Annotated in this window: 14 protein-coding genes; all 14 read right to left on the bottom strand. The window is 35.3% G+C overall.

Annotated elements, in window-relative coordinates; genetic code table 11:
• Positions 1-169: 169 nt before the first annotated feature.
• The 14 genes from P278_RS01565 to P278_RS01500 all read right to left on the bottom strand — a co-directional run bounded on the left by P278_RS01565 (position 170) and on the right by P278_RS01500 (position 15966).
• On the bottom strand, positions 170-913 hold the full coding sequence (locus P278_RS01565) for a hypothetical protein (protein WP_038261179.1): 744 nt from the start codon (positions 911-913) through the stop codon (positions 170-172).
• Between the two features lie 141 nt (positions 914-1054).
• A complete protein-coding gene (locus tag P278_RS01560) occupies positions 1055-2692 on the bottom strand; it encodes a serine hydrolase domain-containing protein (protein WP_038261176.1) in 1638 nt (545 codons plus the stop codon).
• A gap of 119 nt (positions 2693-2811) precedes the next feature.
• On the bottom strand, positions 2812-3864 hold the full coding sequence (locus P278_RS01555; protein ID WP_152973871.1) for a helix-turn-helix domain-containing protein: 1053 nt from the start codon (positions 3862-3864) through the stop codon (positions 2812-2814).
• Between the two features lie 97 nt (positions 3865-3961).
• Positions 3962-4606 (bottom strand): NUDIX hydrolase N-terminal domain-containing protein, encoded by a 645-nt coding sequence (locus P278_RS01550; protein ID WP_051413349.1) that lies wholly within the window; start codon positions 4604-4606, stop codon positions 3962-3964.
• 216 nt (positions 4607-4822) lie between these two features.
• Positions 4823-5206, bottom strand: coding sequence for a hypothetical protein (locus P278_RS01545; RefSeq protein WP_038261174.1), 384 nt, complete (start codon positions 5204-5206; stop codon positions 4823-4825).
• A gap of 21 nt (positions 5207-5227) precedes the next feature.
• Positions 5228-6985, bottom strand: coding sequence for an arylsulfatase (locus P278_RS01540; RefSeq protein ID WP_038261171.1), 1758 nt, complete (start codon positions 6983-6985; stop codon positions 5228-5230).
• 211 nt (positions 6986-7196) lie between these two features.
• Positions 7197-7667 (bottom strand): GNAT family N-acetyltransferase, encoded by a 471-nt coding sequence (locus P278_RS01535; RefSeq protein ID WP_235444229.1) that lies wholly within the window; start codon positions 7665-7667, stop codon positions 7197-7199.
• Between the two features lie 204 nt (positions 7668-7871).
• Complete coding sequence (locus P278_RS01530; protein WP_055725796.1) at positions 7872-8774, bottom strand: ExbD/TolR family protein; 903 nt, start codon at positions 8772-8774, stop codon at positions 7872-7874.
• Between the two features lie 564 nt (positions 8775-9338).
• Positions 9339-9905, bottom strand: coding sequence for a hypothetical protein (locus P278_RS01525; protein ID WP_152973870.1), 567 nt, complete (start codon positions 9903-9905; stop codon positions 9339-9341).
• On the bottom strand, positions 9895-11670 hold the full coding sequence (locus P278_RS01520) for a S41 family peptidase (RefSeq protein WP_051413348.1): 1776 nt from the start codon (positions 11668-11670) through the stop codon (positions 9895-9897). Before P278_RS01520 ends, P278_RS01525 begins: the two co-directional genes overlap by 11 nt.
• 146 nt (positions 11671-11816) lie before the next feature.
• The gene (locus P278_RS01515; protein ID WP_051413347.1) at positions 11817-13361 is read right to left on the bottom strand and encodes an IS1182 family transposase; all 1545 of its coding nucleotides are present in this window, start codon (positions 13359-13361) and stop codon (positions 11817-11819) included.
• Between the two features lie 192 nt (positions 13362-13553).
• The gene (locus P278_RS01510) at positions 13554-14468 is read right to left on the bottom strand and encodes an alpha/beta hydrolase family protein (protein WP_038261161.1); all 915 of its coding nucleotides are present in this window, start codon (positions 14466-14468) and stop codon (positions 13554-13556) included.
• A 106-nt stretch (positions 14469-14574) separates the two neighbouring features.
• On the bottom strand, positions 14575-15156 hold the full coding sequence (locus P278_RS01505; RefSeq protein WP_038261809.1) for a DUF3885 domain-containing protein: 582 nt from the start codon (positions 15154-15156) through the stop codon (positions 14575-14577).
• Between the two features lie 195 nt (positions 15157-15351).
• Complete coding sequence (locus P278_RS01500; RefSeq protein ID WP_152973869.1) at positions 15352-15966, bottom strand: hypothetical protein; 615 nt, start codon at positions 15964-15966, stop codon at positions 15352-15354.
• Positions 15967-16149 lie beyond the last annotated feature (183 nt).

Raw genomic sequence — 16149 nt, 5'->3', positions numbered from 1 at the left:
ACACAAGGCTCGCAATGACGTAACACAATTTCTTAACCCTGCACCCATATTATCTATATGTCATTCCGCATTTATTGCGGAATCCATCTCACTTTCATCTCTTCCACCCCACTGTCATTCCGCACTTGTTGCGGAATCCATTCCCACTAGGCCTTCATCGCTCTCATTGTCATTCCGCACTTGTTGCGGAATCCATCTTCGTTTTTGCCCGTTCAAATTCCTCCAGGCAGTCATCCAATGAATTTCCGTTAACATGAATACATTCACAAAACTCAAACCCCGCCTTTACATTTACAGTCCCTTTAAATTGCTTCTGACAATCCGACAATGAATTCCTTGGCATCACCTCATATCCAAACTCGGCAAAAGCAATGGTCAAAACCACAGTTAGGAAAACCCCCGTAAAAAATTTCCATGGGAACTTAGTGGAGTATTTTTTTGGCTTCTCAAAAATCCCGATTGCAGAAAACTGCTTTAACGGTAAAATAAATCTTAACCGGTCATAATTCCAAACAAGAAGAAAGATGTTTGCTAATACCATCAAAGGAGAAGTCACAAAAGAACCTTCAAACCGTACTGCATACGAGAGCACCCAGATATTAAATATAATTGGAAAATAAAGCAAGGCACCCAAGGCAACCGTTCTGGGGATTAACAACAAAATAGCAGCTATTACCTGGGCAACCCCAATAAAAGTATAATAGTAACCCGTGTGATGCAAGGCTTCAAGATAAGCCCCCATCGGATGCACAACCGATAACCCGCTCGCAAACCGTTCACCAACTATTTTTACCATCCCGGCAACAATAAAAGCAAAAGCTAAACTTACGCGACAAAAGATGGAAAACAACCAATACCATCGGTTGCGCTTTACCGTTAAATAAAATTGTTCAAATTGTAATAACGTACTCAATGGCTAAAATTGGAGGTTAATAAGATAAAACAGCATCTTAACGGTTCACTTAAATAAAACTTTTTATGATTTCGGGATGAATATAACCCACAGGATTCTTTCCGCCGAACCAAATTTCATTGATATGAATATAGCTAAATTTTAATTCACTTTCATGAATTTTAGGTTACTGAAATTCTGACCATTCAAAACAAATCCATTTACCTTTCCTTCAGAGTTGAGCTGAAAATCCAATTCCCCTAAGGGATATTGAGCATAAAAGCTGTTTTTTGATAGTGGAGTTAAAATAATTTCACCATTTGTTAAATGCTTTGCCACAAGATGGTCTTCGATTATTAATAGCTCATAAAACACGTTGAATTCCTCATTTTTAAAAACACCAACATAAACCTCCAGTTCTTCTTTACTAAAAACAGGTACATTAAAATCTATTTTTTCGCAGTGATAATTCATATCACTGATTCGAAATTCCAGAGCGTTTGGGTGAAAAGTAATAAACGAAAATGGTAGAAAGAATTCAAATTTGCCTTTACCAACCGAAGAAAGAGGCTGTTCTACGCCCTCAAAGTAGAGATTTTTCCCTTTTGCCTTAAACGTCCAATACTGTCCGGGTTGAAACCTGTAGGTACCTGCATATGTTTTTAACGCTTTTTCAGTGTAAGAGATCTTTTTCGAAGTAGGTTGTTCAAAATTCTTTTCAAAATACAATTCTAATATATCGTAAATTACATGCAGACAATCAAAGCTTTGCTGATTACCTAATGTGATGATTGAAAAATTATGTTCAGGCACATGCAGAATATATGCTCGATATCCGGCAGCACCACCGCCATGAAAAACGATTTTTTGTCCCTTATAAGTTTCAGTATAAAGTCCTAAGCCGTAATTTAAATCCCCGGTTTTAGTAATAGATATGGTCTTTTTTGATAACCGATTGATTTGATTCTCAGAACCTACTGTTGGATTTTGAAAATTTTTCACCCATTTGATCATGTCATTCAATGACGTATGCACATTAGATGAGCCACTTTCCATTTGTCTGTTTGGAAATTCTATATACGAATTACCATTCTTTGTGTATGCAGTTGCGATATTATTGATAATGGCGTTGGGGTTATCAATCACACCTGTATCGTTCATGTTGAGTGGTTTAAATATCTTTTCCTTTATAAGGACTGGAAATGGCCTTTTGTAAACACGTTTTAAGATCTCAGCAAGAAGCATAAATCCGGAATTTCCATATTGATATTGTGTACCAGCTTTAAAGTTGACCTGTTTTACATGCAATAAGGTTTCTACTGCCTGGTCGTTACCCATTGGCGAAGACAATCCAAAACCTATCATAGCCATCAGATCAGAATAGTTTGGTAAACCGTGAGAATGATTAGCAAGTTGCTTGATAGTAATTTTATTTGGAAGATGCTTTAACTCTGGCAGGTATTGTCTGATGTCATCATCCAACTTAATTTTCCCTTCTTGCACTGCCATAAGAACCAGTAATGCTGTAAACTGTTTAGATACAGAAGCAATATTAAATGCTGTTGTATCAGTTATTGAAAGCTTATTGGAAAGATCTGCCATTCCTCTCGAACCCTTATAAATAACTTCTCCATCTTTAACAATACCAATGGCCATTCCAGGCTCGTCAGGATTGCAGTATGATTGAAAAATAGAATCAATCCTGGTGTAGGGTACCCGTTCAACGGCATTGTTTTGGGCTAAACTAAATGTAGATAACGATATTAAAAGTGAGAAAACAATAAAAACTTTATGATTCATGTTGATATAACTTTTGTTCCGGGCAAAAGTGAATCATAAGGCTATAAAAAGAGTCCGAGTATCGGAAATCGGACTGTTTTTTCATAAAAAAAAGAGTTCGATTTAAAGTCAGACCCCCGTTAATTCATTGACTTCCTGTAGGCCGTGGGTGTTTGGGAGGTCTGTTTTTTAAATGCCGTGTAAAAAGATGATTTTGAATTAAAACCTATATCATACAATATTTCCAAAACAGTTAAATCCGGATTTTCCTTCAATAATATCTTGGCCTCATTTATTCGAAATTCATTGATATAATCAAAAAAGTGTTTTCCTGTGTGTTGGTTAATAAGTTGCGAAAGTTGTTTCTCCGGAAGATTTAGTAGCAACGCTAGTTTTTGTAAGCTAATTTCAGAGTCCAGGTATGGTTTTTCAGAAATCATATAGTTGGTAAGTTGCTCCAAAGTTTGTTCGACTTCAGTATCTGATTTTTCTTTGGATTTAAGCAGGCTTAAATTTTTGTCAACTCCCAGGAATAAACTTGGCCTGTAAAGCGCTTTTAATACAAACCAACATACAACAAACAAGGCAAAAACAAATATCAACAAGTTTATACTGGTTAGTAATATGTCATTTTCTCCATTTGGGATAAAGCCTCTTAGTAAGACAAAACAGCTTCCGATTAAAAATAAAATAGTGATTTGCAACAGCCATTTATAGGTGTTGTAATGATTGGCGGAATAGTTTTCCTGATATAGTTTTTTGAAATGACTCAAAGTGTAGAATACAGCAATCATATAACTGTAGTACTGTACTTTATTTATTATCTCATAAAGCATATAATTTTCAGCAGAAACAGAAGTAGCCATCAATAGTATAAACATACCAAAAAATAAAAGGGCATGTAGTAAGTGCTTTGCTTTTAGATTGAAGTTGAAATAACAAACAGATTGCACATACAAATAGAATAATGGCATTTGCAGCAAAACCGAAGCGATTTTCAAACTGTTCCAGGTGGTATTCTGAATCGATAAAAACAGTCCTGAAAAATCAATAGCAGTAACCAAAAGAAAGTCTGCAAACAGGCAGTTAGATAGTTTTTTTGAAGACTTGACCGTAATCAAGAAAATGGACATCAAGATCATTAAAAAAACGATGATTTTTCCAATGTCACTTATAAGTTCAGTAATTGTCAAATTAATTCATTTTATAGTGTTGTTAACGATTTAGCTATATGCATTAACATCCCGAAGGGTGCTTTGATTTCATAGCCATGGTTAGATGCAATTATTATTAATCAAAGATTGTTTTCCAATGGTCTGAAGAATTTGCCTTAAAGCATAGCTTTATTTGCTCTTCCGTATTTTTTTCAGTTGCAAGTACAGGTAAACTATCTACTGTAAAAAAATTCCGTTCAGTTGTTTCAATATTGGGAATAAATTCAACATCTTCTTCCAAAATCTCACATCGGACAAAAACTTTGCAAACACCATAAGCATATAAAGGTTTATTATGATTATTTCTGTCCTGAACTGCGATTAGATTTAAAGGTTTAACGTTAAATCCCGATTCCTCTTTTACCTCTTTAATTGTATTTGATTTTATTGATTCGTTAACATCAACCCATCCACCTGGTAAAGACCAGGTACCATTATTCTCCTTAACCAAAAGAATTTTATTATCTCTAAAAATAGCTGCTCTTGTATCGAGTTTTGGTGTTTGAAAACCTGTTTCATTGCAAAAAACGTTTTTTACTTTATCCAGGCTCCACCCAGATTTCAAACTCATTATTTCCGCTGAAATTTCTCTTATCCTTTCAAATCTTTCCAAGTCAAAAGGGTCTTTTGAATAAGTAATTCCAGCTTGAGAAATAAACTGAAGCTCAATAGCCCATTTCAACCAAGGGTTCTCTTGGTCAGAATTGTTGTTTTCAATCATATTTTTGATTTCATTTTCAAATATTAGCTAACGTGTTTGGCTATGATTCCGTTGCCCAAAATCCCAAGAATTCATGAATACCTAATTTAACAATCAAGATATCATGAACAAAACCCACGAGGATTTTCCGCCGTAAACCGAAGATAGCACATTTGAGAGGACTTTCCACAAGAAAAATCAGAAGCAATGAACTATACCATAGGTTGTATACAGCCTTTAACCTTGCCAAATTTTAAATTTTGATACGCGATCATTTTTAAATTCAAAAGTCAAAGCCCCTGTATTAATTCCATGCCCCGTCAAACCGAGATAGTATCTCATTTCGTTTTTCGATTCACTAGTTGGTTTTCCTAATAGCTGTTCTATTTCCTTCCTGGTCTTTCCTTTTAAATCATAGTTATTAATTAAGTCATGAGTCATGTTCCATCGTACTCCAAACGATGATTCAGTATCTTCCCAATTAATCCATTCCCTGCTATCAAAGTCAGTCCGGTTGAAAAAATCAGTAATACCAGGTTTTAATGCAAAAACCATTACAGAAATAATGTAAATTATGCCTGCTCCAATCAATAATTTAAATATCAGTCTAATTACTTTCATCTCAAATTACACACATAGGCATTAATCAATCTTTCTCATTTCAACCCAAAATGGAAAAATGTTTTTTGAGCCAATAGCATAGAATGGTATCAAATCACAATCCATTTCTGAAAAGAAGACATTTTTCATCTCAATGATATCTGTCCCCTCTTTTTTATTTAGTACGTGTTTTACCAATCCATTGGTTTCTAAATACATCCTGCCATTTGCCTTAACCGGATTGATAAATTTAAATTTTATATCGTAAAGCCCTTTTTCTATGCTAACTTTCCATTTCCCATATAGTTCTTCTTGATCCCAAATTCCCCGTTGTCCTCCGGCATCATTCCTGTTTAGGATAACAGGATTTTCATGGGTACTTCCGATAATAATCCGAGGTTGATGAATGAGATTTTCAGAGGCAATTAATTCATTATAAGTTTCATGGAGTTCTTCCTTAAGATTATTTGCAATTGTTTGATTTTCTAAAACGATATTATTTTGTTCGTATGGATCCTTATCAAGGTCAAACAGTTCAAAATCCTTAATCGGGGCATCATAATCTGTCTTTCCTACCAGTTTATAACTTCCTTTTCGTAAGGCCATATTATAATTAAGTTCAGGATAACGCCTTGTCCAGTAAAAAAATAACGATCTGCTATCCCAATCACCCCCCTTACCCTTCATTAGCGGAAGCAGACTTTTACCATCAATTATTCGCTCAGTTGGTAATGGAACATTGCATATCTGTGCGATAGTCGGCAAAATATCAATATGAGCAGCCATGGTTTCAATATCCTTATGCTTCTCAAAAGATGAATATTTAATATAAAATGGCACCCGAACACCCCCTTGATAAACATCCCCTTTACGACCTCGCATGCCCCCTACATATCTTGTTTGTTGCGGACCATTATCAGTCATAAAAATAATGAGTGTATCATCTGCAATATTTAAGTCATCTAATTTTTGTAGTAGTTTACCAATATTGTCATCGATGTTTGTGACCATTGCATACACTTTTCGCGCATCCTCTTTATCTTTCTCTGTCATTTCCGAAAAGGGCCTGTTATCGTTCTCGAAACCAGATGCCGGGTCAATTCCTCTATATTGTTGATAATACTTATCCGGAACCTGCAAAGGAGTATGAGGAGCGTTAAAAGCGAGATAACAGAAAAAGGGTGCTTCTTTATTTCTTTCAATAAATTTTATAGCCTCTTCTGTGAAAATATCTGAGCAATAACCCCTGTAGGCTTCTTTTTTATTATTGTGCCAAAGTACAGGATCAAAATAACTCTTATCCCCTTTAAAATAGGTTGTAATATCACCAACTTGTCCCATTCCGCCTGAAAGGTGGATCAGAGATTCATCAAAACCCTGATCACTTGGTCTGCTCGGGTAATTATCACCCAAGTGCCATTTACCAAAAACCCCGGTTTTGTAATCGGCTTGTTTTAGAATTTCAGCAATAGTAACCTCGTTTGATGCCATTATTGCTCCCCCGTTATACGTATCTCTTACCCCTGTGCGCAACGAATAGCGCCCGGTCATAAGACTTGAACGGGTTGGGGCACATACAGGAGAAACATAAAAGTTATTAAAGCTAATACTTTCAGTTGCCAATTTATCAATGACGGGTGTTTGCACATGAGGATTTCCTGTAATACCAAGGTCGCCATACCCCTGGTCATCGGTAATGATTATAATAATATTTGGATGTGATTTTTCCTGGGCAAAACCCATTACAGAAAACAATAACAAACAAGATGATACTGCCAGAAAAATATGTTTAATTTTCATATCCCGATTTTATTAGGTTTTCTTGTAACGATTCATATATCCGTCAGTTAAGGTTTTAAAATTAAGTAATTTCAATTTAGTATTGACGCTAACTAACCTTTAGATTCAGCACAGCCAATTCCAGGTAGATTCCAGCCTGCCTTGAACATAGCCGAACGGGAGTCGAATTCGCCAACACGAGCACACCCAACTGCGCGTAATCAAATTGCGGTTATACATCGTTACCTGCTGTTCTGTTCCCTTTCCAATTTTCGAATGTCATTTCAAATTTTATCTCTCCTTTTCCATGAGTTCCTACTTCGGTCCATCCCGCTTTTCTATAAAACATCTCTGCTCTGGTATTTGGTGCAGTTCCCAACCATACATTTTGATAAGTCTGATTAAAATACCAATCCAACATTATGTCGTGCAATTTTCTTCCAATGCCTTTCTCGCTATAGACTGGATGGACAAATAGAGCCCAAATATTATGTTCTTTTAGATCTACTATTGAAAAACCCACAATCTTATTATCAATTTCGCAAACCCATCCTTTTCCCCTTTTCGTTATAAAATCCAAGCAATCATCATCCGTTACTAAATCAGGGTTTGATAATGTATTTTCCGTCACAGAATTTCGGACGATTTGAATTTGTTTTATATCGGCTTTATTTGCCTCCCTAAAAGTCATTGCTTTATCCATTTAATGTTCGGTCAGTTACACGCGTATAAGTCCGGTATAATGGTTAGTTGGGATTAAAGTTAATAATTTTCGCTTTAGGACTTGCGTTAGCAGTTTTGTGTGGATTCGGACAACCCCGCCGACACCAGCACAGGGCCTGATGAACTCCTATGAAATAATATGCCGTGCATAAATTGCACTTACACATCGTTGGGCAAGGTATTTTTATTCAATTATTCGCTTCGGATAGATATTTTTTATTTCAGATTGCTGTTCATCAGTCAGTTTGTCGAATTCCGTTTTATATTTTTCAATAGCTAGTTTATTTCTTAAATATTGGATCTCTCCAACAATCGCATTTTGTACGTCAATATAGTTTCGATACATGGTTGCTCTGTCTGTTTTCCATAAAATCACAGATTCCGATTTAAGTTCGGATTCGTATTCCCGGACGAGCTTTTTTAAATCATCGAGGCTTACTTTCTTTTCGTTCACAAAGATTTGATTTTTATCATCAAGGGTAATTCGTAAAGCCTTTGTCAGATCAACTTCTGTCTGGTCGCTTTCAAAATCCGACAATTGCTTGTTCATTCCGGAATTTGTATCAATTATGCTGAATAAAAGAAAAGTCCTTAACTTATAGAAATCGAGTTCTAAGTCCTTTTCTGTCAGCACTTTTAAAAGACCTTTCGCAATTGAAGCAGGTTGGAAATTACCAGAATATTGACCCTTATCAATTACGTGTTCGAAACCTTTGAGTTTAGTCATATCATATTTGGCAGAATCCTTAACTATTATTTCTTTGCATTTCTGTGCCTCTTCAGAATTAGGTTTTTCAATTTTTTGTAATTCCACTACAAAGAATTTGGACGGAACTTTGTCAAATTCCTCTTCGTCTGCAATGTCCATTAAAAGTTGTCGATAGCTTTGCCCACTATTGTCTATCAATATTTTCTCGTCAATTAACAAGTTTTCGTAGTCAGAGATTTGTTTCTTGTATGCTATACCATTATCAGCGAAGGATTGATATGCACAATCCATTATTAAATTCTCAATCCGCTCATTTTGTGCAACACAAGAGGTGAATAGAAACCCGATGATTATATTTAATAGAAAGTTTGTTTTCATAATGTTTACCAACAGCCTCGGTTATGATTCCGTCGCAAATAATCTCAGAAGCATTTTACGAGTAGGAATCACATATTGATAAATGTAGGAATAATTCTTCAAATAACCCCTTTAGTAATAAATTATAGCCATTACGCCTGCCGCACAAGCTATCAAAAAAACAACTTAGAGTTAATACCATCTTTTCAGCATGTTCTTATAATAAATGATGTCAGAAAAAAGTAGAGTAGCAAGTATAGAGAACACTTATTTTCATGAAAAGCGACTATGCAACATATACCCTCATGAGCCTCTCTATTTTAGCTTACAGTTAACTATAACACAAAATAAAAACCCTTAAAAGGGCTTATTTAGATCTAGTTGTATTCAATTAATTAGTTGTGTAACGTTTACTGTTGTTATAGCTAGTGCTTTACTTTCGGTTGGAGTATTTAAGACAGCTAGCGTATGACATTGTACATGATATTGATTTCGCTTATCCATAATTTTCAAATCCTTGGATTAACCATTCTAATCTCGCCAGGACAACCATGTATATTCTCCTCCTATTTAAGTGTGGAAGTTCTACCTAGAGCAATAATCGTAACGCAACTTAACTTTCTCAAGATTTTTCCAAATAATGTCTCCAAATTTCCGAGGTGAAAATCTAAAAACAATAAATGTCTTTTTATTGTGCTCGCAATAGAAATGTTCTGCTGTAACATTTAATACCATACTTTTTTTTGTAACAAGAGCATCATATGTTTTAAGTTTGCCTGCATATTTAGTGACCTCACTAGAGGTTTCTTTTTTCAAAAACAAGGCTACTGAATATTGATAATTCATTAAACCATTAAAATACATTTCAATGTTTCTTTCCAAAACAGTTTCAGTTAGTTCTACTGGATTATTAATTCTCCAGACAAAAACATACGACCAAAAATCAATACTGTCTTTATTAGCCCAAAACTTAGGGAAACGGGCATCTTCAAATCCATCAAATTTAATTTCAGGTGCAAAAGGAATTGGAAAATGAAAAACTTCTTGATTCCAGGTGCTATCAGTAACCAATAAATTGATATTGCTTTTGTCTTGTCCAAATACCACTATAGACTGCATGATGAACATTATAACTAATACTCTATTTTTCATTTTCATCAACTAATTTTAAGGTATACTCCTTTACTGTATCTATCCTGTTTAAAAAATCGTCCACACTTTGTGTAATATAAATATCAGGTAATATTCCAGTTTCGTCAGGAAGAGAGGTTGCCATTGATTCGTGCGTATTATCGGCAACGGTGTATATTAACTTTGTATGAGATAATCTAAATGTTTTCCCTCCAGCTGAACAAAACTGATTGGATCCCAATTCCTCTCCAATAATTGTCCCAAGCTTAAGCTCTTTAGCAATGGACATAAAATGACCTGTGGTTGAATTACCCACTCCATCAATTAAAAAAAATAGTTTACCCTGATACCTGTTTTTATATGGACTAACGGATTCCTCTCCTTCTATTTTTTCTTTTTTTCCTTCAAACTGAACGTTGGAATAATAAGTAAATGGCTCATCTAGCAAATACCTCAGCAAATGAATACTGGCTGATTGAGATCCACCTCCATTGCCTCTAACATCAATAATAAGGTTCTTGCACTTTTTTGAATTGATTTCAAGAAAGCAGCTGTCAATGAAATCCTTAAAATATGCGTAACTACCCCTGAATTTATAATAGTTAAATGATCCTAATGTTAATATGGCTGTCTTGTCATTGTTGTAAAAATCTAAGCATAAATCTTTTTCACAGTGTTGAATGGAAGGATCTTTATGTTGTATTCTTTTTTCCTGCGCCTTGTTTAATTTAATTGACTCAGAACTTCCATTGAGCGTTATGTGATATGATTCAGGGAAATTCATTGCATAAGGAATTAAGCAGGTTGACCATACATTGAACAAGTGTCGTTTAGTTGTTTCAATGTATCCCTGTGATGGTAAATGTTTGTATATTTCTTTTAATACATCAATTGTAGGTACTCCATTTATACTCGTTATTTCAGTTTTTATTTTCACGTTACTTTCATTGTTCATCGGGTCAACAACAAACAACTGGTCGTTGATCCAACGGGTTTGAAGAGGAAAACTCAACGCTGTGGGCAGCATTTCCAGTTCCTCATAAAAGCCGCTTACCGATGTATGCGAACAATTAACGCAGGCAATTATTTCATCACAATGCCAAATAAATTCTGCGAATGTTGTTGTTGCTGTAATCAACTTTTTCTTTTCTTCAATAAGTTTCCAGAAGTCTATTTCAGAAATGAATTTAAAAACGTTCGGGTGGGTTGCTGTTATTTTTTTTGCCAATTGATCTAAATCTTGGCGATACTCTTCCGCTTTATACACTTTCGAAAACTTATCAACACTATTTTCTGGCTTTATCTTTGGGTTAAGTATGTATGCTATTTGATCCTCTGCATTGAAGTTATCGGGGTTTAGTTCAAGTGACTTTTTGTAGTTGATCAAAGCTTGTTTTTTTTCTCCTGTTTTAAGACATATTTCACCAAAACTATCATAGGCATTTGATGAATTAGGAAATTCTAAAACTATCATTTTGAAAATCAAAAAAGCATCCTCATCCTCATTATTCCAAAGCTTTTGGTAACCATAAAAATTTAAAGCAACTTCATTTTCAAAGTCGTAACTATTTGGACTTTCTTTTTTTAGTTTATAAAATAATTCAATCCTTTCTTTCATTGGAAGATGTTCATTCTCTTTGAACATTTGAACGATGGACAACTTTTTATTATGATTAGAAAATGAACCCGATTCTTCCGCAGGAATTTGTTTTTTAGTATTGAACCCACACGCAACTAACATTACGAAAGTTGAAATGATAAACGCAAATTTTAAGGCAAATTTCATTTGTATTGTATTGGTATCCCAAACTTATGATAATGAGTTTTCTTAGAGAGTTTTCAATTGTAAAATAGTGTCAATAAAATGTAAAATTTCATTTACAGCGTGTTTAGGCATTGGCTATAACGGCAGTCTGTCTCAAAACTACCGGATTAGATTTTAAAAATAGTTGGATTTGGAATGTAAAACAAATTAACCTCATATAAGTTTGTTCTACAGTCAAAGAAGCTTAGAAAGCTTGATTTTAAGTTTAACATGATAATAATTACACTTCTGAGCAATTTAAACAGGTCTTTTAGCCCAACCTCCAAGTTGAACATTCTTTTTAAATTATAAGCCAATGCAATTAGTCCAAGGTCTGCTGATGCAGCCCTAATGCCTTTTTTGGTCATTAGGTGATCAAAGCCCCATTGGCGTTTTATGGTTCCAAAAGGATGCTCCACCAAGGCTTGTCTTTTTTTATAAAGCATTTCATTGGCTTCGACCCGTTCAGTGTTTCGTTGTATGTGTTCAGTGTACTGACTGCGTTGGACAACTTTACCGTTGACTTTAGAAGTGGTGCATTCACTTCTTACCGGACAGTTTTTGCAGGCTTTGGTTTTGTACTGTTTAAAGGTATAATTTCGGGCTTTGTACTGGGTTTGATTGGAGGTTAAACGATGCCCTTGTGGGCAGGTGTAGCTATCCGATGCTTTATCGTACACAAAGTGTTCGGCGTTGTAATCTGGGTTTGGGGCCTGGCTTGAGCGTCCTATGGTGGGAACGGCTACCAGCGTCTTGATTCCTAACTGATCTGCAATATAAAATTCGCTACCGGTATGATACCCTTTGTCGTACAGGGCGGTAAAAGAATTGTTCCGTAAAATGGACTTGGCCCTTCTGAGCATCACTCCCATAGCTTTCTTGTCGTTCTGGTTGGTTAGTTTGTAATCGATAAATAGCTTATGCTTGGCATCCACAGTGGTCTGTGCAGTATAACAAACCTCAGTAATAGTCCCTCTTACAATTTGGTGTCGACTGTCGGGGTCTGAGGTGGATAGCTGAGGATTTTCTGAAGACTTGTCTTCTTTTAGCCGTTGCGCTATAGCCTCGTATTTTTTACGCTGCTCTTTGCGATGGTCGATTTCCTTTTTTATATCTTCTTTCTTATCTCCATCGGCTTTGGAAAGAGCCTGATTATGTTCCTCCAGTTTTTTGTCAATATATTCCAGATGTCGCTGCACCTTCTTTTTGTTATAATTGTTCTTCTTGCTATTCTGTGCTCTGAGTTTTGTGGAATCACCGGCGATAAGTTCACCGCCTATCAAGTTGAAGTTTTTAGCCATTTCCACGCTGTATCTGAACACTCTCCTTATGGCCTTGTGGTTGGTCTTTCTAAAACGTGCAATGGTGTTGTGGTCAGGTTTTAGATTTTTTAACAGCCAAATCACTTCAAGATTGCGCTGGCATTCCTTTTCCAATTGGCGGGAGGACCGCATACGATTCATGTACCCGTAAATGTAGAGCTTAAGTAGATCGGAAGGATGGTAAGGCGGGCGCCCTTGCGATGCTAAAGATTGAAATCCCATTTGTTCCAAATCCAAAGCTACCACAAATTGATCTATTAAACGAACAGTATTATCCAGAGGAACCATATCATCCAAACAAGTGGTGTACAAAGTTAGCTGATCCCTGTCTTCTCCTTGTAGATATTCCATGCTTCAAGATAAAAAATCAATCTTAAATATCACAGAGTTTTGAGACAGTCTGACGGTTCTGTGTATGATTAGTCGTGGCTTTCTATTCACTAACTTTTCAGATTAACACTGACCGTTGTTTTATGTTTACACTTTATTTTATCACTTAAACCGCTAGTACTTATACACCGTGTGGTAGGCAGTGATTTCTTTCTATTTATTATTCTTAATATTCAACGATTTTTGTTTTATCCAATTAACTGAAATGCTTATCGGTTCGCTTTTATTGGTATTATGACCTAATGATGGAAACAAAACATACTCAAATGGTTTGTTCTCTAATTTCAAATTATTAAGATGCTCGATACACATTTTCACAGGAATTTGAATATCCTTTTCTCCAAAAACCCATAGACCAGGAATTGAAAGAGTTTTCAAAACCTCTTTTGGGTCAGTAGCTTCAAATTGATATTTGTCGGGGTCGTTTTTGATATGTTCACGAGCGTCTTTTTCGGTATGATTATCCCAAAAATCTGTTCTCCCGTTTGTATAAAACTGAAATCTTAATTGTTCAAGAGTAGTTATTGTTGGGCTACTTAATAACACCATAAAATCGACCAATGGATTTTCACTAGCAACAATTGGAATTATCCAACCGGCTTGACTCGCCCCTATAAGTCCAGTAGGTAAATCTCCTCCTTTTTTATGTATTAAGTTAACCGCAGAACTTGCATCTTTTGCCAATAGATTCAGATTTTCAACACTGATGTTATTCGTTCCTACTTCAGGCCCAGCATAAACTCCTCCAGATTCTCCAACTCCGCGTTTATCATAGGTCAATACCAAAATATCATTTTCAGCCAACAATTCAGCGAATTTGGTCATTCGAGGTACTTGGTCAGAGCCGTGAACAATGACAACCGCTGAATGCGGATGATTAGGACTATAAATTGTACCTGCCAATTTAACTCCCTCACTCTCGAAAGTTACATTTTCTTTTTTTATAGAAACATTCGAGTCAGATTTATCTTGAGCAGGTATCGCCTTTTTTTGTTCAACAGATTGATTGCAACCAATTGTTGTTACAAATAGGATGAGTAATAAAAGTCGGCTTGTTAATTTTATCATATAGTTCGCTTCAAAGTTTTGGTCGTATGGCTTACAACGCTTTGGCTATTCGCAGTGTCCCGAAGGGCATTGCGTATAGGTGTTGTTGAAGCACGTTTTTATTTTTTTACATTCCATCTTCAAGTTCAGAAAGCCAATCCTTGTATTTATCCTTAAGCTTATCTCTTTTTTCGGTCGAGTCAACAATCACATCAACTCCACCGTCATAAGGTGCAATGACACATTTCTTTGAAGGACTGACAAACATTGCTCTTATTTCATCATCAGCAATTGCTTTGAGAATTTCATCTCTGTTTCCGTTTTTCCAATTTTCAGTTTTGAGGTAAATATCAAAGTACATTTCATGTTCATGTTCTTCAGGTCTTTCCTTGTGCAAGTCAATTGTAAAGACTTTTAGAAATTCTCCGAAGTCAGTCAGTTCTTTGCAATTGTCATTGGTTATGTCATTTGTGTAAAGTCCGAAGGAAATTGCTACTTCTGATTCTTCGCCAATCAGGTCATTAATTAATTGGTTTTGTCGGTCAAGTATGATTTTGTACTCGTCTGCAGATTCGGCATATCGTTTTGACTCAGGTAGATTATGAATTCTAAACCATCTGTCAGGATATACCCATTTCAATTCGTGATTGATTGGAAACGATTCTGGATATTCCTTATTCCAATAGTCAATGAATTCGCTTTCTGTCATTTTTTTTAATGTGCTATAACGTGTTTGGCTATGGTTTCGTTGCGTGAAATCCAAAGGATTCATGAATACCTAATTAAACAATCAATATATCATGAATAAAATCCGCGAGGATTTTCCGCCGTAGCCGAAAGATAGCAAATTTGCGAGGACTTTCCGTGAGGAAAGTCAGAAGCAATGAACTATAGCCGGTGTTAGCTAACGTTTTTTTATTAATTTCAAATCTCTTTCTCTTTCACTGTGATAACTATTGTCATGTGGATAGGTAATTGTTCTATCCAAAATCATTATGCTGTCATTTAATGATTTAATTCTCCAGTTTGTTTCTTTATCGTCAAATTTGCTATTTAGATTTAGTGAAATAAATTCTCCTAAATTGCTTATGTCAATTTTTGATTTAGATTTTTTATAATAGAAATTTGAATAAATAGTGTCTTTAGTAATTACATAATACGGCGGAAACTCAAAGTCATTTTCTTCGGTGTTTGGTGGTGGTGGCGGTGGTAGAATGTTAATAGGGTCAGTATTAAAATATTTTTCTTCAACCCAAGTTCCAAATATCAATTCCTTGTCCCACTTTGGTTTTCTTTTTTCAAGTCGTATATCGTAATCTTTCTCGGAAATTAGAAGACCAACATAGTTGTCAATGTTGTTTTGTTTTATAGCCATAATTCGATTGTCAAAAACTAAAAAGTCTTTGTTGTCAAAAGTTGCAATTCTCCAAGGTAAATCCCTGTCATTATATTCAAAGACTGTAAAGGTTGAGTCTTTAAATTCAATAGTCAAAGTGTCTTTTTCTCCAATTGAGGTCATATTAAATGTATTCCCTCGTAATTCATTTGCAATGTCAAACCGTTCGATGTTTTTTTGACAACTAAATAGTGTTAAAATCAGAAGTGAAATTATTGTCGGTTTGTTCATTTTCAAATGTTAGCTAACGGTTTGTGTAAGAATAGTTGTGTGTTTAAGTAGCTAACTTACTAAAAATGGAACGAA

The sequence above is a fragment of the Zhouia amylolytica AD3 genome, from assembly GCF_000511935.2.
GTDB lineage: Bacteria > Bacteroidota > Bacteroidia > Flavobacteriales > Flavobacteriaceae > Zhouia > Zhouia amylolytica.
The sequence above is the reverse complement of the archived record's forward strand: the minus strand, read 5'-3'. Positions and strand labels throughout refer to the sequence as shown.

Coding starts and splice junctions, on each gene's coding strand:
- P278_RS01525 (WP_152973870.1), bottom strand. CDS start 9,905: ATGAAAAATAGAGTATTAGTTATAATGTTCATCATGCAGTCTATAGTG.
- P278_RS01500 (WP_152973869.1), bottom strand. CDS start 15,966: ATGACCTCAATTGGAGAAAAAGACACTTTGACTATTGAATTTAAAGAC.
- P278_RS01510 (WP_038261161.1), bottom strand. CDS start 14,468: ATGATAAAATTAACAAGCCGACTTTTATTACTCATCCTATTTGTAACA.
- P278_RS01560 (WP_038261176.1), bottom strand. CDS start 2,692: ATGAATCATAAAGTTTTTATTGTTTTCTCACTTTTAATATCGTTATCT.
- P278_RS01540 (WP_038261171.1), bottom strand. CDS start 6,985: ATGAAAATTAAACATATTTTTCTGGCAGTATCATCTTGTTTGTTATTG.
- P278_RS01515 (WP_051413347.1), bottom strand. CDS start 13,361: ATGGAATATCTACAAGGAGAAGACAGGGATCAGCTAACTTTGTACACC.
- P278_RS01520 (WP_051413348.1), bottom strand. CDS start 11,670: ATGAAATTTGCCTTAAAATTTGCGTTTATCATTTCAACTTTCGTAATG.
- P278_RS01550 (WP_051413349.1), bottom strand. CDS start 4,606: ATGATTGAAAACAACAATTCTGACCAAGAGAACCCTTGGTTGAAATGG.
- P278_RS01545 (WP_038261174.1), bottom strand. CDS start 5,206: ATGAAAGTAATTAGACTGATATTTAAATTATTGATTGGAGCAGGCATA.
- P278_RS01530 (WP_055725796.1), bottom strand. CDS start 8,774: ATGAAAACAAACTTTCTATTAAATATAATCATCGGGTTTCTATTCACC.
- P278_RS01505 (WP_038261809.1), bottom strand. CDS start 15,156: ATGACAGAAAGCGAATTCATTGACTATTGGAATAAGGAATATCCAGAA.
- P278_RS01535 (WP_235444229.1), bottom strand. CDS start 7,667: ATGGATAAAGCAATGACTTTTAGGGAGGCAAATAAAGCCGATATAAAA.